Here is a 19,180-nt window from a genome sequence, read left to right as displayed (position 1 = left end):
TCTACCTCAAAAAAATTGGATTGCAAGTAAAAATTTAACTTATTGAAAAGTGAGTTCATCCCCACCGTTCACCTCCAAGTGATCTCTCAAGGGAAATGTGAAGCGAAGAGGAATAGGACTGCCCCCAAGCATAGAGCGGATTCTGCCTCCTATTGTAAGCTGCCCACCAGCAATCGTGATCTGATCCAGGATATAGCCCAAATGAGGGGGGATACCTTCTCCTCTCAAAGCATCCAAATCATGAAGTTCTTCAAAACCTTCCTCCAAGGCACGCGCCAAAGAAGTTCGCACAGAAAAAGTTAATGGATCCTCTTTCATCAATTCTGGCCTACAAAGATCAAGTATTCGGTCTTCAGCATTTTCTCCACGGAAAGTAACAAATTGAGCAGATCCAGCGTCTGAAAGATAAACCCTAAGTTCATGGACATCACATCCAAATTTTTCAGCCTGAGATAAAAGGTGCTCCATCATTGCGTCTTGAGTAAGAGACGACGCCCCAAATAAAGCGCTTACTTGTTCGGCAGAAAGTTGCTGAATAATCTCTCGCAGCAAAGGATGGGAAAGACTCACTGGAGCATCATACAAGCAGGTAGCCGATGAAGGAGTGTCAGAAGGTCCCATAAATCTTCGAGTTGTAGTCACGAGCATAACACTAAAAATTAATTCTGTAAAGACGCGAAGAAGCGGCCTATTAAAGCCAAAATTTGACTTTAATAAAGCGTGAACCTATGATGGCACTGTTTCCTATCAACGCTTATTATTCACAAGGAAAAAGACTCACAAAAGTAATAGATATGACCAACGAACAAAAATATGTCTACGGAAGAATTTTTCAAAGTGTCCAAACTGTACTTAAAAAAGGATTCCACATGCTAAGCATGGAAATTCCTAAAAAAATGTAATCTTTGTAATCTTTAACACTTTTTAAAATGTCCACGAAACGACCTGACCCAACACGCCTTAAAATCGATCATGTTATGTACGATGGCTACAAAGGCAATTGTAGAGATTTGGAAGATCTAAGGGATCTCCACAGCTCTATGCAATACATAGCCGATCAATTAGGAATAGCACTGGTCAACCCTCCTCACCTTTTCCCCTACTTCGATGGAAAGAAACCTGAAGATAAAGGAATTTCCGGAATGGGGGTCTTCCCCGGAGGCCATATGACCGTCCATAGCTTCAGTGACCCAACAAGGGCTTGCGTATTTGCAGATCTTGCCCTCGCAAGAGGAGCCAGACCTACTAACGGAACTTCCACAAGACGAAGTGGGAAAAGACCAGATCTAAAAAACCTTTTAAAGGGTGAAATGATTGAGCAATTCCGTACGAAGAAACACGATCTTTTTGAACGCGGGAAAACCAAACCCACCGATACCGCTGAAATCGATCACTCCTTTGGCCCTCACCTTATGATGGAAGGGGTCTTGCCTGAAGATCAAAGAGATCTCGATTGGCTCTATGACTTCATGAAAAGGTTGCCTCCATCAATAGGGATGACCCCGGTAACGACCCCTTATGTTACAAAAGAAGGAGGATGGACAGATGGCGTGCTTCTCATTGCAGAATCACACATTGCCCTGCATGTTGACGCAGAAGGAAGATACTTTTTTGATCTCTTCAGCTGTAGGAGCTTTGATGTCCAGCCAGTGCTAGAGGAAATCCGAGCAAGAGGACTTGCCTTTGATCCTGCGACAGTGAGCCTCACTGCACGAGGAAAGGAATTCCCAAGATAATATCCTTAAGAAATTCTTTTTATGACTAGCTTGATGGAGGGAGAGAAATGTGATTACCTCATGATCATGGAGAGTCCACCTGCAGAGGTGGGCTATTGGCCAAATGGAATCCCAGAGGCAGCCCCCGGGAATGGCCATATGCAAGAAGCTCAAGAGAAAAAATGGTTGGGGGATGTAACAAGACTAAGACAAGAACATCAAGCTTTGATCGCCCGACTTGCACGAAGTGGCGTGCCATTGATTGTGGTCCCCTATCCAAAAGAGGATGTCTTTAAAGAAAATGGGTTAACTCAAGATATAGAATTTTTACGAGATCCTTCCCTTACAAGGCCGGACGGCACAATGCTCCTCTTAAATATGGGTGCACCCACTCGTAGAAACGAGCCTGAACTCAACAAAGTATTTTTCGATGCTCTTGGAGTTCCGACTCAAACAATGCCAAAGGGATATCACGAAGGAGGTAATACACGATTTTTCAAATTGGACGGAAAAACTTGGTACATTTCAGGCACCTCCACTCGTTCAGATGCAGAGGGTCTACAAGTCGTCACAGAGTTCCTAACAGAAAAAGATCCAACCATCAGACATGAATGCTTCGATCTTGTCGACGGATTACATCTAGACTGTGTCTTCACACATCTTGTGACTCAAGATGGCGTTAAATTCTTTGCATGGATGGATGCTTTTACAGCTCCATCAAGAAGAAAAATGGAAAAGCTTGCCAAAGACCTTTCAGCACCACTCTACCCCATCACCAAGGCAGATGCAGATGCGCTCACCCCCAATCAAGTACAATGGGGGGATGAAGTATTTGCGAGCGGGAAATATACAAGCAAGCAAGTTCAACAGGAGGCAGAAACAGGCGTCACCCGACACACGCTTGATCTCAGTCAAAATCGTTTTTTGGGGGGGGCGGCCCACTGTTTGACTAGGGAAGTTACCACTCAAGCTCCAATCGATCCAAAAAGGGCAACCGCTCACCTCCAAAACAGTGGTTTATTCCAGTACGATGCAAGGTTGAGAGTCTTCAATAATTATTGAACCGAAAAAGGTTAAGACTATTCTCCAAAATGAGGGCTTGCATCTCTGCTTTTGAGATAGTTCTTAACTCCGCCAACTTCTCCCCAACTTCCCGCACATAGGCCATTTCATTGCGCTGCCCTCGTATGGATTGGGGGGCGAGCCAAGGACAATCGGTTTCGGTAAGAATCAAGTGAGCCGGAGCAATGCGCGCCGCTTCTTGAATTTCCTTGGCATTGGGGTACGACACCACTCCGCTGAAACTGGTGAAATAACCCGCCTCCCAGACCTTGCGAGCAAAGTCCGGGCCATAACTGAAGCAATGAAAAACAACTTTTGTGGCTTTTTCTTCAAGCAAAATGCTCAAGGTGTCTTCGGCCGCGTCGCGAGAATGCACAATGCAAGGCAAGTCCAGCTCTTTGGCTAAAGCAATTTGCCTTCTGAATGCTATTTCTTGTTCTTCACGAGTCGTCTCTTTGTGGTAGTAATCAAGCCCCATCTCCCCAATCGCCACAATTTTAGGGTGAGCTGCTTGGGTTTCGATCAAGGCCAAGACCTCCTCACTAAAAAGATTCGCCTCACACGGATGAATGCCCACCGCTCCCCAAGCATCCGGCTCCTCACCAATAATCCTCAACACATCTCGATTCGCCTCCAAGTCATACCCCACCACAATAAATTTCGAAACTCCGGCCGCCCGCGCCCGCTCAAAAGCCGCACCTTCCTCCTGACGGAGCGAGGCCGCAAACGGATGACAATGCGTATCAATCCACATCGCAGCCATTCTAAGTTAAAAGATCAGTCGTGACAACTAGGCATCTTCGCACGGTTACCTTTCCTAAAATACCACACAAGTTCTCTATTCTTTGGACACCTCAAGAAAGCCATTTGATCCTCTAGCGTCCACCCAGTGCCTCTCATTTCATAAGCGAAATTGCACATAGCCTGTTCAAGAAGGGCTTGAGAAGCTGCATCCACATGCTCCGCCTCCCTGTGAGCTTGTGCAAGTATTTCCTCTAAGAGATGCTCACCACCACTATCCTCCCCAGCAATATTTTCCTCACCTGGCATGAGAATAAAAATAAATAAGCCAGCCTATTAAAGCATAGTCTATTAATAAGTCAACCCCTCACTCCGCAGCGGCGGCCAGTCTCTTGGTTTGATCTTCCAGGATCAAGGCTTCGATGATGGGGTCGATTTCGCCTTCCATGATGGCGGGGAGGTTGCTGAAGTTTTGGCCGATGCGGTGGTCGGTGACGCGGTCTTGGGGGAAGTTGTAGGTGCGAATTTTGTCGCCCCGTTCGCCGGTGGCTGCCAAAGATTCGCGAGCCTCGCCCAGCTCCCGATCTCGTTTTTCCTTTTCCAGGGCATACAAGCGAGAGCGAAGCACGCCCATGGCCTTGATCTTGTTTTTGAGTTGAGATTTTTCATCCTGACACACCACCACAAGTCCCGAAGGAATGTGAGTGATGCGCACGGCGGAATCGGTGGTGTTCACGCTTTGCCCCCCATGACCGCCGGATCGGTACACATCAATGCGCAAATCTTGATCTCGAATTTCCAATTCCACTTCATCCACTTCGGGCAGCACCACCACCGAAGCAGCGGAAGTATGCACTCGCCCCTTGGCTTCGGTTTCAGGGATTCTTTGCACGCGATGCACGCCACTTTCATACTTCATTCGGCCGTAAGCCCCGGGACCAATAACCTTAAAAATAAACTCTTTCATTCCCTTTTCTCCCAAACTCTCGCTGATGGCCTCCACCTGGTAGCCCTTCTCTTTCACATAGCGAAGATACATTCGTGACATCTCTTCACAAAACAAAGCCGCCTCATCTCCCCCGGTTCCGGCCCGCAGTTCCATAATGCAGTTTTTTCCATCCTTAGGATCCCTGGGCACCAACTCCAATTTGAGTTTTTCCGTGAGCTCTTCGAACGCTTCTTTGGCTTGCTTAAGCTCTTCTTTAGCCATTTCACGGATTTCCTCATCCTTGTCCTCCAAAAGCACCTGGCTGTCCTCTATTCTTTTCTCTTGAATTTGAAGTTCTCGAAACAAAGACACAGCTCCTTCCAACTCCCGCCTTCGCGCCAAAAGTTTTTGAAAAGCCTCTTGATCCGAAAAAATAGCCGGATCCGCCATACGCAGCTCCACCTGGGTGTATTCTTCCTCAAGTTTTTGTAATTTATCTTTCATCGCGGCTCATTCTACCTAAAAATCACATTCTTTCCAGGACAAAATGCCGATCAAGCCCCTGCAAATCCTGCAAAAGCATGAATGTGGCTTCCGGAAACATCGCCGTACAAAGCTCTCGAATAGCTTCTCCCTGACTGAAACCCACTTCACCCAAGATAAACTTAAACGACCGTTCCTGAGATAAGACCTCCTCAAAAAGTCGCCTGTACAGCTCCAAGCCATCCTTGCCTCCAAAAAGAGCCAAATGAGGTTCATGTTTTTCCACTTCTTCGGACACAAAGGCGTGAAGTTCCGTGCCGATATAGGGGAGATTTGCCACCAAAACATCAAAATCTTCCTGAGGCACTTTTTCTAAAAGATCAGATTGAAGCAGCTCCAATTCCACCCCAAGTTGAACACAATTTTTGTTCGCAACCTCCAAGGCAGCCTCACTGATGTCCGTGGCCACCACCCGAAGCTCGGGCCGGTTCTTTTTGATGCTGCAGGCCACCGCCCCACTCCCGGTACCCAGCTCCAAAACACTCTTTTTGGCGTAGTGCAGGGCCAAATCCACCAACTGTTCCGTCTCCGGCCTCGGGATCAAAACCCGTTCATCCACAAAAAAAGGCAGGCCATAAAACTCTTTCTGCTGTGTTAAATAGGCCACGGGCACTCCATCCTGAAGAGCGATCCAGCCTTTTTGAAGCGGAGCGAGCGACTCAACCGGAATTTCTTCTTCACTTCGTGCAATCAGATCCAAACGAGAACAATCGAGTAAAAAGGCTAAAAAAACCTCCATCTCTGTGCGAAGTCCCGCCTTTTGAGCAAGGGCAAGCACCCTTCCGATCGTCATTTATTGATAGAACTTATTCTTCTCTCGAGCCGCACGGTACTCTTCTCGTTTGAGAGCCTTTTTGCGAATCAAGCGAGGAGTGAGATCCTTTTGGTTGTAACGACGACCCTTAACCAGTTCTCCGATTCGAGATCGATTGAACCACTGTTTGAAGCGGGCAACCCTCTTTTCAGAAGACTCGTTGGCATCTGCCGAAACCCAGAAATTTGTTGGATGAGCCATTTAAAAATTCTAAAGCGAGGGGAGTATACGAGAACTAGAGTGAGGAAGTCAACAAGAATTACCTTCCCGTTGTTTCCAGATAGCGTTGATACGCCCCAAAAATCATCTGATGCACCGCTTCCGAGTAGGCATAAGCCTTTTTTCCAATTTTTTGAATCATTCCACACTCATATTCGTCCTCCGCTAAAGGATCTTCAATAAAAAGGTAGGTTTGCTTTTGATCTTGCACCTTTTCCAAACGATAGCTCGTGCCTTCAAACGCTTGATTGAGCAGTCCAACAAGGTGCTCAAGGTCTTCGAAGTTTCCAATCTCAAGCATCGTGGCTTCGGTCTTCATAAAAGGTGAGTGAACAAATCTTTATATTATATCAAAAAACAGATCAAAGAACAAGACTACTTGAGGTGGTCGAGAAGACTGCCATCCTCATCCAAACTATAGTACCAAACAAAGTTCTGGGACTGATCCGGAATGGGCGATTCAGCAAGAATATTCAATTCTTGATCGAAAAAAACCAAGACAATGACATCAGGGCGATCAGAAAAAGCCGCATGAACAAGAATTTCAGCACCATCTTCCCTCAACACCTCCGTGCGATCCACGGCCTGAGAATCTTCATTATAAACACAAGCGTAGACGGGGGCCTCCGCATCGGAGCCACCCACTTCATAAGTATCCCGAAAAGTCTCCGTGCCCAGATCATAGCTCGCGGCCACCTCGGCCGTATCCACAAATTGAACCGATGAATGAGGAGTAGAAGAGACTTCTCCTCGCAGATCATTGCACAAATCCGCCTCCATCACCGTGGTTCCCGTCTCAGTCTCGGAACCCCCATCCGTAGACCCGCCATCCCCGGAGCTTTCGCCCCCATCTTCCGAGGCTTCTCCACCATCGCCTTGTGCCGAGCCACCCCCATCCCCTTCGTCATCATCGTCGTCCTCATCCACATCCGAGCCTCCATCCCAGCTCTCCTCATCATCATCCTCATCCTCTTCCTCCTCCGCTTCACTACCCCCATCCAAACTGATGTTCGCGTACGGATCAGCCTCCGGATCCTGAGCCCACCGTTTATCGCATGCTCCAAGCAGGAGCAGATTTCCCAGCACGGCCGCGCGGAAACTGGGAAGAGCGGCTCGAGTCCGCCTTTTCAGCGAACTCGGTGAAGCGCCGGAAACGCTCAATTCCGTTAAAGAATCGAACTCAAAACCATGCAATGCATCCATAGGTAAAAGTTAAGGATACACCTGTTATAACAGCCCAACCTTGATGAAATCCTGAATTTTTTCTGAATTTTTCCTTAAACTTTCCTGACAAATTCTCAAAAACCACGGCAAAAAAGGTGTGCAAATGTGCAAAACCCCCGCCCAAAACTAAATATCCAAATTCTTCACTCGCTTAGCGTGCGTTTGAATGAATTTTTTACGAGGAGCCACTTCGCTACCCATCAGAGTTTCAAAAATGTAATCGGAGCGCTCGGCATCCTCCACCGTCACGCGAAGCATGGTACGAGTTTCAGGATCCATGGTGGTTTCCCACAACTGTTCGGCATCCATTTCTCCAAGACCCTTGTATCGTGCGATTTTGGGCTTCTTATCACCAAATTCCTTGAGTCGGAGATCTCGCTCCTCATCGGTAAAGGCGTATTTAACCGTCTTCCCAAATTCCAATTTATACAGAGGAGGTTGCGCAATATAAAGGAAGCCCTGTTCGATGATTCCACGGAAATACCGGTAAAACAAAGTGAGCAGCAAGGTACGAATGTGCGCGCCATCCACATCGGCATCGGTCATGATCACAATACGATGGTAACGGAGTCGACTCAAATCTGTGGTTTCCCCAATTCCAGCCCCCATGGCAATAACCAGATTTTTGATTTCATTATTGGCAATCATTCGGTCGAGACGCGCTTGCTCCACATTTAAAATTTTCCCACGAAGAGGCAAAATGGCCTGGAATTCTCGATTTCTTCCCTGTTTGGCGGATCCACCGGCGCTGTCTCCCTCCACGATGTAGAGTTCAGAGGAGCTGGGGTCTTTTGAGCTGCAATCCGCAAGCTTTCCGGGAAGGGTCATTCCTTCCAAGGCACCCTTTCGAATCACGGTGTCACGGGCAGCGCGAGCCGCGAGGCGAGCGCGTTGAGCCAAAGCACATTTTCCAACAATGGCCCTCGCATCCGATGGATTTTCATCCATGTACTGTTCCAAATGATCTCCAAATACCGTCTCAACCGCAGTCCTCATTTCCGCATTTCCAAGTTTACTCTTGGTCTGTCCCTCAAATTGAGGATCAGCCAATTTCACCGAAATAACAGCGGTGAGACCTTCGCGGACATCTTCCGCGGAAAAGTTTTGGTCTTTTTCCTTAATAAGCTCATTCTTGCGAGCATAATTGTTCAAAACTCGAGTCAAAGCGCTGCGGAAACCCGTAAGATGCATGCCTCCTTCCACCGTATGAATATTGTTGGCAAAGGTGAAAACGGTCTCCTGGAAAGCCTCCGTATACTGCAAAGAAACTTCAATGAGCCCTTCGGGGACCTCATTTTCCAAATAAATCACATCTCCAATTTTCTCACGGTCTCGATTGAGATGCTGTACATAAGATTTTATTCCTCCTTCAAAGTGGAACATGATTTTCCGTCCGTCACGATGATCTTGAATACGGATGGTGACTCCCTTTGTGAGATAAGCCTGCTGGCGCGCTCGATTTACAATGGTTTCAAAAATAAAGTTTCGATCCGGGAAAATTTCCGGATCCGGAGTAAAGGTGATGGCGGTACCTGTTCCTTCCGCTTCTCCAACAGCTTTCACATCTCCCATAGAGTTCCCTTGTTCAAATTCCTGCACAAACAGCTTCCCGTCTCGTCGAACTTCGGCCTTCAAGTGGCTCGAAAGCGCATTCACCACCGAACTTCCCACTCCATGCAAACCTCCGGACACCTTGTATCCGCCTCCTCCAAATTTTCCTCCGGCATGCAAAACCGTAAGCACCGTTTCCAGGGCGGATTTTCCGGTGGTCTTGTGTTTATCCACGGGAATTCCACGGCCATCATCCGTCACTCTTAGAGAGCCATCTGCATTGATATCAACAGAAATGTCCTTACAAAATCCGGCCATGGCTTCATCAATCGCATTGTCCAAAATCTCCCAGACCATATGATGGAGTCCGGCGATATCCGTGGTTCCAATATACATTCCAGGGCGTTTGCGAACCGCCGCCAAGCCCTCCAAAACCTGAATCTGGTCTGCAGAATATTGTTGATCAGCCATACTTAAATTAAATCGGCGGAATTCTAACAAAGAAAACCCCCGCTGTCACACCAATTTTATTGATCTGAAAGAGCCGAAAAAGTGGCGAAAAGGGCCGCTTCCAACTGACCCAGCGCAATATCCGGGAACGACTGTGGACTTCCATTAAAATCCCAAACCACTTCAGAAACCAAGCCGGTATCCAGATCAAAATTCCCGGAGACCAAAAGACTTTCCTGAGTCAAAACCCCTTCAAAAAGGAATAAGTTGTCTTCCAAATCCAGCACTTCAAAATGGAAAGCGCCCAACTTAAGTCCGGCCTCGTCAAAGGCTTTTTCCACCAAGGAAAGCGCCACCGCTTCAGTGAGTGAAGATTCCTCTGCCGGAGCCTGAGTTTCTTCTTCAGAAACGGGGACTTCCTCGGATTCCTTCATCGCCAAAGCAATAACCCCACTGGCATTTTCAAGGGTAAGCCCGGTGGAAAATCGCAACTGCCCTTCCACCACCGTATCATAGAGAATCTCCGTGATGCGATCGTAGTTGGCCTCAAAGGCATAACCCGCGGTGTGCGCGCCCACAACTGCAAACAAGCGATTGGCGCTGTCTCCCAAAGACTCCACCTCCTTAAATTGAATACCGGCCTCCGTTAAATCCATTTTCACCGAAGCAATAGCCTCCTCCAAACCGAGCTCCGCGGGCACTTCTTCTCCCGATCGAAGGCTCTGCAAATAAGCGTTCAAATCCTCAAGATCCTCCGCTTTGGCCTCAAAAGCACGGAGCCCTTCATTAAAATCATCATAAGAGAAGAATTCCGGCGAATCGATGAATTGCACCGAGAGCTTGTAATCCTCAATCTTTTCTGCAAAGTAAGACCGAACCGCCGTATCGGAATGGATGGAGCTTAAAAGAGCTTCGGCATCCGCCAAAAGTTCATTGGCCAAAGGCACCGCATCGGAGACGGAAACCTTCTTTTCCACCACAAATTCAAAGAGATGCGCCAAATAGCGCAATTTGCTTTGTACAAAAGCTTGGCGCTCTTCATCCAAATCGGTATCCGAACCCGCAAGAAAGAGAATTTTGTCCTCCAAGTCCGATAAAAGCTCTATGGAATCCGTGCTATAAAAAACAGAATAACTACGAAGCAAAAGTTCCAATAAATAGTATTCTCGCGTGATTTCATCCAAACGAGAAACATCATCCAAGTGAGCTCCATCCAAAACTTGTTCAAATTGAGTTTTATAGCTTATATACGCGGTTTGCGCTTGCACCAAAGACCCTTCTTGCAAAAGAGATTCAATCTCCTGAAATTGCCTTCGAAGCACCGTTAAAGGATCTTCTTGAGAATAAAGAAGCGTGCCCGCGCTCGCCTTGGCGGGATACAACGGGTCCCCGGGCAGAGCAAAAAACAAAGAGGAATACACCTCTTGAACTTTTGCCGTGTCCGGCTGAGCATTGTGCCACTCCAAAAGCCATTCCTCGCCCACCGCCGTTTCCCCAAACAAAAGATTGCTGAGCCCATACTGCAAAGATTCCTCTTTTTGTACTTCTTCCAAGCGGTTTTCCGCAGTGGGCAGAAAGGTCAAAGAAGCCCGTAAAAAGGCATATGTTCGGCTCACAAAAGAGCCCAAGCCCACGCGCGCAGGCCCAAAGTGACTGTTTTTCTGCAAATCCTCCGTAAACGCCAACTCGCTGGCCTTATACAAGGCTCCGCTCTGTGCAAGCACCGCTTGTTCAGCCTCCATAAGTTCTTCTTCTTTAATATCAAAAACCGGAAATTCTTTGCTCAATTTGGTGAGACGAAGTCGTGCCAAAGAAGGCCCCACCTTACTGGCAGGAATCTTCATAAAGGAACCGGACGGCACCAAAAGCGCGTTCAAATCCTCTCCACCCGAAACAAAAGTCACCAGGGTGGCATGCTCCAAGGCATAAACCGTCAGATTTTGCCCCTCGGCATCCAAGCGCAAGAGGGCCGAACTGTTTTGAGATTCCACTCGAGCAAAAGCCGTGTGAACCTCTACCTTAAAATCATCCGCAAGGGTAGAAAAGACCAGGCCACCGGCCTGAAGCTCTCCTTGCAACCGTTTTTCTGAATCTTCCCAAGCCCATTCCACCATCCCCCCATCAAGAACACTCACCAAATCCCGGCCCCAAGGCGAAAGGCTGCTTCCCTCTTCGAGCTGAATCCAAGGATCTTCACCGGAAATCACCGTAGATTCCGAGCTCGGGAAAGCCCCAAAAGAGGCTAAGGCAAGCCCTGCGGCAAAGAGTCCGGTGAGCAGCGAATTGAGGAGAGAAGAAAACTTCATTCGTAAACCTGTTTTAAATCTATTAATTATAGCAAATTTTCAGCTTTTTTAAAAGAGGATTGGCACAAGCACGGCCCCTATGTTAATTTGACCGCATGAAAAAAATAATACCCGCCATTCTATTCAGTCTTTTGCTCGCCGTTCAAACTTCCTTTGCCGCCTTTGAAGATGTCCCCACCACTCACCCCTATTACGATGGGATCAGTTATTTAGAGCTGGTTGGAGCCGTGGACCCGGCCGCGGAATTTCGTCCCGACGATAAAGTCACCCGCGCCGAATTTTTTAAGATTCTATTCAAAATTTTAGGCGAAGACCTGGAAATTCCAGAAAAATCCTCCTTCACGGATGTGAGCCCGGAAGCCTGGTTCGCCCCTTATGCGGAATTTGCCGCTCAAAGCAAATTGATTGAAGATGAAGTTTTTGAAGGAGAAAAAACCCTGGAACGAGTGAAGTCCCTAGCCACCGCCATGAAAGCCTATGGTCTGAGTGCGCCCATCATTCCATCTTCCCAACGGCAAACACTTTTTGATGACATTGGAGTCAAACACCCCTTTTACTCCATTTTGGTTCAAGCGAGCCGAATCGGAATCGTGAACACCAGTCTTGAGGAAAATTTTCGCCCCTATAAAAGCATCACCCGCGGTGAATTGGCGGATCAACTTTACCGGCTGGAAAGCTGGGAAAATGACACTTTAGCACAAGAAGTGAGCAGTGATTTCTATAAATCCGACATTTTTGCAGACATTTGGAATCGTATTTTAGAAGAATTCTATCTTCCGGACGGCTTCATCATTGATAAAGAAATTCTCTTCCAAGCGGCCGTGAACGGAGTTTTAGAAAGTCTCAACGACCCGTACAGCATGTACTTCAGCGCATCGGAAGCCAGCGAATTCAGCAATGCTCTTGAAGGAGAATTCGAAGGCATCGGAGTTATTTTGATGCAAGATGAGGAAAACCTGGAGATTTTCATTGCAGAAATTTTGGAAAACAGTCCCGCCTCAGCCTCCGGCCTGAAATCCGAAGATCAGTTGATGGCAGTGGATGGAGTCTCTATTGAGGGCATGGCCATGGAAGAAGTCCTGGCTCGCATCAAAGGAAACGCCGGAACCGAAGTGGAAATCACCATAGAAAGAGATGGGAAGTCGTATTCCTATGTCCTCGTGCGCGCCCAAATCGCACTGAATCTGGTGAAAGGAAAAATCTACAATGGAGATGCGTGGTTTATCGACATCGATTCTTTTGGCAGCAACATTTACGCGGAAATGATGGAAACCCTTCAAGAGTTGGAGGCTGAAGAGCCCAATCCCTCTGCCGTCATTTTGGATCTGCGCAACAATCCCGGCGGATACATCAACATGAGCAATTTCGTGGCGGGCCTTTTTGTACCTCAACTCACCCCCCTCGTCTCCTTGGACTACGGAGGATTTGAAGAAAGCATTGTGAACGGAGACACGGGGCCTTACCAAGATATTCCCGTTTACATTTTAGTGAATGGCTACAGCGCCTCCGCATCAGAGATCTTGGCCCTCACCCTACAGGAAGTCGCCGGAGCCACCGTGATCGGAACTCAAACTTTTGGGAAAGGTTCCGCACAGGAAATCATCACTTACTGGGATGGCTCCCTGCTCAAACTCACCATTGCCCATTGGCTTTCCTCTCAAGGAAACTCCGTGCAAGGCGTTGGCGTGACCCCGGACATTGTGCTCAGCGAAACAGTCGTCGAAGAAGACGAATGGCTGAAGGCTTTGAACGACGCCTTATAGTCCGCTGCGCCCTCGCCCCAAACTCATTCGCAAGGATTTTAGGCCAATGCGCCTTTGTCCACTCTTTTTCGAAGCGATGAAACAGTTCCAAATCTCTTTTTCGAAGTTCCCGTTCAATCACCTGCCCCGCGTGCGGACTTTTATATTTCTGCTCCAAGGGTGAACAAAACCCATGCGCATAGTGGCAAAGCTCATGCGCAATCGTGGCCCGCACCACCTCCTCTGGCACCTCCAACTGTCGAAAAATCCCATTGATAATAATGCTGCTTCTCTTTTTATCCCGACTCATTCGAATAGACCCCAGCCTCCGCTGCGCCTTCCGCCCAAACTGAATCGTAATCCTATTCGGCCTCTCCATATCCGAAAAATGCTTCTCCAGAAGAAAATCCAACTGCCCCTGTAACCACACTTGATCGCGCATGCCCCGACTTTCTCACAATGCCCCGGGGCTTGGCAAGGCGGAGAAGCCGCACCAGGCACCATCCCACGCACTATTGACAATACATAAAAGGTATTTTACCTTGTGTCCTTATACACTTCTCTAAAGCTATGTTAGATTTAGATACGACAAGCTCATTGACTGATCAAGGTCGACTTCCTCAGGAGCTAGTGGATGAGATGGCCCAGCGATTTAAGGAGGGGGGTTTTGATTTGCTTGCCCTTCGTGTGGCTTTAGATGTTCGTGAAGAAATTTCCCATGTATATAGGTATATGGATTTATTCTCCTGTCCAAGTTTTGGAATTTGTGATGAACCTGAGATTTTGCAGGGGAAAATGGAGGGCCTAGCGCAGGTTCTCGGTGAGCCCAGAATGATAGAGGGCTGTACAGCAAACTATAGGGGGCTCCTTCGTTATAGCCGTTGGGATGAAACTAGAACAGATAGGGTAGTGGTGCAAGTTTTCTCTGATCCTGAAGAGGCCTTGGGTATTGCAAAAAAACTACAGGGAGATGAATACTCACCTTATAATTATTCCCCGATTCAACTCGTCGATGAAAGGCTTCGTCGTATTTTTGAGGCCCTAGATCCAGAAGATTATAGCACCTTTGATCCACCCAGTTCTCGCCGCAATAGAGAAGTTGGTCATCAGTTTTTTTATCTGGATGGGCGAGTTTTAACGCTTGTTTCGCCAAGATCTCCAACCGATAGAGGTTATGATCCTCAGTGGCACACTTCTAGTAGCCCCTCCACAAGTGAGAGTCAATTCGCACTAGCTTGCGTCGACAGGAAAAAAGGTGAAAAAGATGCGTAAATGGAGATGGCTTGCTTAAGCCACAAATCGAGGGAAAATCTGTGCGTGCGCACATGTGTTTTTACGAACCATTGATATTTTTGCGGAGGAGTCTAGACAAAAAAAAGAACAACCTATATTGTAAAAAACCTTCTTTAATATTTATAAAATCAACATGAGATTGGATCAAAATACAGAACGCACAGGCCTTCCCCAAGGCACATTCCCCCCCAGGATAGAAAATAATCCTATATTTGAAACTTTTTCTCCGGTAGAAGGTACTCTTTTTGTAAGGGGAAAAGGCGGAGGCGTAGGTCGTATTGATGGGGATCTGTTTGTGGCACACCCCGCTCAAGTGGATGCCATCCTCGATGCGGTAGAAAACGGCGGAATTTATCTACCGAGCTATGTCCTTGTAATAGATGATGGAATAAGCCTTATCCAACACCGTGTTGAAAGAGGAACTCGTTTAGGAGTAAGAGTCATACCCCTAGACCCAAACAAAAATGATTTTGGAGATCCTAAGTTTATAAAAGAGTGGGGACCTCTAAGAGAAAATCCAAAAGATCTCATGGAAACAATGAGAAGAAGAGTTCTGGCGGTACGCACTTAAACTTTTCGAGATTTTGAGGTATTGGCCCAAATCAAAGCTCCATTGGAATAAGAATAGCTAACACCTGAGTGTGTGCCTAATTTTTGCGGCTCACCAAATTCAACAATCCTCAATGCGCCCTTTGCATCTCTTAAGCGTGAAGCCTTTATCAAATCTGGGAAATCTCCTCCTCGGTTTGTACATGCCCCCAAAATTTGTCCATCCTCTGGAGGCACCACAACTCCGTCATAGCCGTTTTCAGCAGCAAAGTTCGTTATAGTGTCGTACATATATCTATAACACTGATCCGATGAAACTTGCCCTAAAAATCCTTCAAATGGATTCGGCCCAAACCATAAATATTTCTTCCCGTCTTTCGCCTTAATGTTCATTAGCATACAGACTCCAATACACTTCCCACTTTCTTCATCTTTCATTACGAGTTCAAAATAATTCGGATTTTTCCACATGGTTTCATCACCGGAAATACATAAATACGCACCCATTCTGGCGTTTGCCGATTCCTTGGTTTTCGTAATATATCCGCGGATTTTGCGTTTTTTTGCACTCTTCCCAACCGCTTTATGTTTTGCTCCGCCCATTTGTGTTTGCTTCATCTCAACCTCCAAAATTTCATCATATTTAGAAACCTCAGCACCAATTAAGTTGATATCGGCATTAAAGAGTTCTTCCAATTTTCCATTTAGATTTTGTAAATAGCGCTGCCTCAATCTCAAAAGTTGCGGAATCGCTTCAGAAAAAAACTTTTCAGCGTTCACAAGCTCGCCCTCCTTACAGTTCTCAACAATCATTTTCACCTGTTCTGTAAATTTTGCTTTTTCTTCGTCATCCTTAAATTTAATATTCGAAGAAAAAATACCATAAACTTGCTTGTACAACTCTTCAGCTTTCCCTGGTTTATATTTTTCCTCTTCCATTCCCGTTTCTTTGTTTTTTACTTTTATGATATGGCCTTTCTCTGGGATATGTGGATTTTCTAAAGTAGTTTTAAATCGCTCTTTTTGTTTATCGTTTAAGGCAAATTTTTCCTTTCCAGGCATCAACGAATCAAAGATATTCTCAATATCGGCTTTGTGCTTACTATCTCTCTCAAATTCCTCAAAAAGATCATGCCTCAAAACATGCTTCAAATTCTCTCCATAAATCACAGAAAGCTCTCTCCACAGATTAAAATTCTTACTAACAGGATCTTTAAACCTGCTAGTTTCATCCGAAGTTCTTTGGATGTAAGCCTCCAGATTTTCATGAAAAGCGTATTTATATTCAACGATCAAATCTCCAACATCGTATTCGTAAGGTTCCTGCCTCGCCCTTTTGATAATAATATTCAAGGCCAAAATCAATAATTTTTCCTTGAGTGTCAGCTTTTTAAGTTGCTTGAACTCCTCAGCAACATTTTTCTCAAAAATCGAATCGATTTTTTCTTCAAAGGCTTTTTGCAATGCCTTATTATCTGGCCCTCTGCTGGCCACAAAGTCTCTTATTCCAGCCAGCCTCTTCTTATAATTATTGAGCAAGTCCTCGTTCTCCACCTGCCCCTCCTTTAATTGATAACCCAGCAAACCAGTCATCTCGGCCGGATAACCCTCTTTATTAAATTTATAAGCCTTTAAGTGCTCCAACCTATCCCCACAAGCCAAATTCCTCTCATGATTGGAATAATTCCCACTTGGGTAAACGCGTGTCACATAAAAGAGATATTCATCATCTTTTCTCAAATCCATAGGGATCTTCTCACCGATCAATCCTTTGGATTTCCGGACCAGTCCTTCTATGTATTTTTTGGCATTTTCCTCCCCATCCCTTTGATAAATTTTATAAAAGTTTTTTAATGTTTTCAGGTCTATCTGGTCGCTGATTTCCAGGAATTTTACTGAAATTTCCAATTTATTCAAATCATTTTTCCTATCCCTTTGAAAAAACGCCCTAATTTCCAGTAATCCATCACAAATATCTTTTCTGTCAGCCTTAAGCAGATCAAATACAAAACGAGACACCTTCAAGTCACCCAGGACTAAATCACCGTACTGACCTAACACCCTCGCAGCCTTTTTATCTTCTTTACACAAGTCAAAGTAGTACCTTGCCTTCTCTCTGTTTCCCTCAATGCTCCTTTCCCAAACATCAGCCAAGATCCTCCCCGCTTCTTTGTCCTCCTTTATCAGGTCAAAGTAGAACCTTGCAGCCTCCCTATCAATTCCAATTAAACGCTGATAACCATTTATCAAAACCTTCCCCGCTTCCTGGTTCTCCCTTATTAAATCAAAGTAAAATTTAACGAGGTCTTTATCAAAGGAGGCTTTTTCAGCAAGTGCATAGAATCCCATTAAAATCAAAGCTGCGTCGGGATCAGTTTTTACTAAGTCAAAACAAAATTTTATCCAATTTTTATCAGTGTTTTTACCAATTAAGTTTTCCCCATAATTGCTCGCAATAATTCCTGCAGCATTTTTATCCTCACACACTAAATCATAACAAAACTTGATATCATCAGGGTTTTTTGTATACATCTCTCTAAAACAAGCAAGCGCTTTAGCATCGTCGCCATGACCTGAAGCAATCAGTGAGATATAAAACTTTACTATTTCAGGGGTGGATAAAAAAGCACGCAGGCATTCCTCCAAAACCCTAATTTGATCGGGATCATTCAGGAAAAAATTAAATTCTTTACTATCCTTGCCAAAAAAATTCTCCACCTCGATAAAAGATTGTATTTCGCTTCTCACATAACCATATGTATTGGGCCTACCAAAGGTGTGGTTCAAATAAAAATCAAGTCTCGCATCATCTGAAACAATTTCTGTTGGAAGTGAATTATAAAAATCAACAAAAAAATCAATTCGTATGTCAGCTTTCAAACAATATTCAAAAAATTTTATAAGATTTTCTTTTCTGTGAGTATCATTTGAAAACTTTTTTGACACATCAATAAATAATCTTAAAAATGTTTCAAATGAATAAGTCCCATTCACCCCATTTAAACCCTTATAGTCCTGTGTCGTATTTTTTTCATAAAAATCAAACATATAATCCAAGGTTTCCGGATCCTCTTTAAAGAAGCTGATAAAGTCCACCAGGGCAACTAGGTTGGTTCCCGATTTTTCAGAATGGCCATGACCATTAAGTCCATTTGCCATAATTTTCTCGTAGAACTTAAAAAAGTATGAAAATAAATCCTTTCTAGCTACAAATAGATTCTTATTCTCTAAGATTTTACCTAAAAGATTGGTTTCACAGAGACGCGTAGATCGGAAAGGACTCAAGATTCTCAAACATTGCTCAAGTATTAGCTCATCTTCCTTGTAAACATCAGCGAATTCGATCAAAAAATTCAATCCTTTTCTGCCGGAAGACTGAAATGCGCTTACAAATTTTCCAAACCGATCCAGATGACCCTCACACAATGCTTTTACATCTTCACCAAAGAGCAAAGCAAAATCTTCATCGGAATTACTATGAACATAGAATCCTAAGAATGGATCCATTAAAGTTTTTAACTTCTCGGGATCGTCCCCGTAGAGGTCTTTATAATGAGCTAGCCCTTCAATAAATGTACTGGTTCGAGGTAGAGAGTGTTGACCATTCCCAGTCTTTTGCAAATAGGAGTGTATGAGAACGAATAAATCAAAGTTGTCACCATAAATTTCAGAACATTCTAGCAAAGTCTCAAACATGTGCTCCCGATTCTCATAGGAATACACTATATCCCAAAACTCCGGGTTCTCACCGAAGGTATTTTTCAGTTTTTTAAAAACAGGAGATACAACTCTATGACCCCAAATTCGATTGTATTTCCCCGTGTACTTTTTAATCTGGTCCAAAACTACTTTATCCTTTTTCTCTCTTTCACTTATTCTTGTCATCAGTTTTTTCTGATCAGGATCACCGAATAACAACTTGAGAATTCGCCCCTTTGTATACCCCCCCATCGCCCTAATTTCGTCATCGGTAAATTCATCAGGATTGAATTTGGCTTCTTCTTCGTCAGGTTGAAATCCTAGATCTTCATTATCTGGCATGG

General features: G+C 45.3%; 16 protein-coding genes. 6 read left to right on the top strand and 10 right to left on the bottom strand.

The features are described 5' to 3' along the window. Positions 1-39: 39 nt before the first annotated feature. On the bottom strand, positions 40-621 hold the full coding sequence (locus WC777_05150) for a hypothetical protein (protein MFA6024565.1): 582 nt from the start codon (positions 619-621) through the stop codon (positions 40-42). Between the two features lie 110 nt (positions 622-731). Between WC777_05150 and WC777_05145 the strand changes: the two genes are divergently transcribed. Genes WC777_05145 through WC777_05135 form a run of 3 tightly spaced genes read left to right on the top strand, consistent with a single transcriptional unit; the run spans position 732 to position 2,792 of the window. Continuing rightward, entirely contained in the window at positions 732-902 is a 171-nt protein-coding gene (locus WC777_05145; protein ID MFA6024564.1) for a hypothetical protein, read from the top strand. A gap of 27 nt (positions 903-929) precedes the next feature. Then, complete coding sequence (locus WC777_05140) at positions 930-1,736, top strand: S-adenosylmethionine decarboxylase (GenBank protein MFA6024563.1); 807 nt, start codon at positions 930-932, stop codon at positions 1,734-1,736. A 21-nt stretch (positions 1,737-1,757) separates the two neighbouring features. Beyond that, complete coding sequence (locus tag WC777_05135) at positions 1,758-2,792, top strand: arginine deiminase-related protein (protein ID MFA6024562.1); 1,035 nt, start codon at positions 1,758-1,760, stop codon at positions 2,790-2,792. Here WC777_05135 and WC777_05130 read toward each other — a convergent pair. The 8 genes from WC777_05130 to WC777_05095 form a co-directional block, all read right to left on the bottom strand. Then, positions 2,674-3,540, bottom strand: coding sequence for a TatD family hydrolase (locus tag WC777_05130; protein ID MFA6024561.1), 867 nt, complete (start codon positions 3,538-3,540; stop codon positions 2,674-2,676). The genes WC777_05135 and WC777_05130 overlap by 119 nt on opposite strands. Before the next feature lie 252 nt (positions 3,541-3,792). Continuing rightward, positions 3,793-4,950 (bottom strand): peptide chain release factor 1, encoded by a 1,158-nt coding sequence (prfA, locus tag WC777_05125; protein ID MFA6024560.1) that lies wholly within the window; start codon positions 4,948-4,950, stop codon positions 3,793-3,795. Continuing rightward, a complete protein-coding gene (gene prmC / locus WC777_05120) occupies positions 4,940-5,782 on the bottom strand; it encodes a peptide chain release factor N(5)-glutamine methyltransferase (GenBank protein ID MFA6024559.1) in 843 nt (280 codons plus the stop codon). The genes prfA and prmC overlap by 11 nt, the downstream gene beginning before the upstream one ends. Next, the gene (locus tag WC777_05115) at positions 5,783-6,004 is read right to left on the bottom strand and encodes a hypothetical protein (protein ID MFA6024558.1); all 222 of its coding nucleotides are present in this window, start codon (positions 6,002-6,004) and stop codon (positions 5,783-5,785) included. A 58-nt stretch (positions 6,005-6,062) separates the two neighbouring features. Next, positions 6,063-6,341 (bottom strand): hypothetical protein, encoded by a 279-nt coding sequence (locus WC777_05110; GenBank protein MFA6024557.1) that lies wholly within the window; start codon positions 6,339-6,341, stop codon positions 6,063-6,065. Between the two features lie 56 nt (positions 6,342-6,397). Further along, the gene (locus WC777_05105; protein MFA6024556.1) at positions 6,398-7,225 is read right to left on the bottom strand and encodes a hypothetical protein; all 828 of its coding nucleotides are present in this window, start codon (positions 7,223-7,225) and stop codon (positions 6,398-6,400) included. 147 nt (positions 7,226-7,372) lie between these two features. Beyond that, positions 7,373-9,268, bottom strand: coding sequence for a DNA topoisomerase (ATP-hydrolyzing) subunit B (gyrB, locus tag WC777_05100; protein ID MFA6024555.1), 1,896 nt, complete (start codon positions 9,266-9,268; stop codon positions 7,373-7,375). 56 nt (positions 9,269-9,324) lie between these two features. Next, a complete protein-coding gene (locus WC777_05095; GenBank protein ID MFA6024554.1) occupies positions 9,325-11,553 on the bottom strand; it encodes a hypothetical protein in 2,229 nt (742 codons plus the stop codon). 95 nt (positions 11,554-11,648) lie between these two features. On the opposite strand from WC777_05095, the gene WC777_05090 reads away from it, so the two are divergent. The 3 genes from WC777_05090 to WC777_05080 all read left to right on the top strand — a co-directional run bounded on the left by WC777_05090 (position 11,649) and on the right by WC777_05080 (position 15,159). Then, positions 11,649-13,316, top strand: coding sequence for a S41 family peptidase (locus WC777_05090; protein MFA6024553.1), 1,668 nt, complete (start codon positions 11,649-11,651; stop codon positions 13,314-13,316). 549 nt (positions 13,317-13,865) lie between these two features. Next, positions 13,866-14,567 carry a hypothetical protein gene (locus WC777_05085; GenBank protein ID MFA6024552.1) on the top strand — a complete coding sequence of 234 codons (702 nt, stop codon included), beginning with the start codon at positions 13,866-13,868 and terminating at the stop codon, positions 14,565-14,567. 154 nt (positions 14,568-14,721) lie between these two features. Then, a complete protein-coding gene (locus WC777_05080) occupies positions 14,722-15,159 on the top strand; it encodes a hypothetical protein (protein MFA6024551.1) in 438 nt (145 codons plus the stop codon). Here WC777_05080 and WC777_05075 read toward each other — a convergent pair. Next, positions 15,156-19,178 carry a hypothetical protein gene (locus WC777_05075; GenBank protein MFA6024550.1) on the bottom strand — a complete coding sequence of 1,341 codons (4,023 nt, stop codon included), beginning with the start codon at positions 19,176-19,178 and terminating at the stop codon, positions 15,156-15,158. The two genes, WC777_05080 and WC777_05075, sit on opposite strands and share 4 nt — an antisense overlap. Positions 19,179-19,180: the final 2 nt, after the last annotated feature.

This window comes from Candidatus Gracilibacteria bacterium, from assembly GCA_041661045.1.
Taxonomy (GTDB): domain Bacteria; phylum Patescibacteriota; class Gracilibacteria; order UBA1369; family 2-02-FULL-48-14; genus 2-02-FULL-48-14.
Note: the sequence above shows the minus strand (reverse complement) of the source record. Positions and strands in the feature narration are given on the sequence as shown.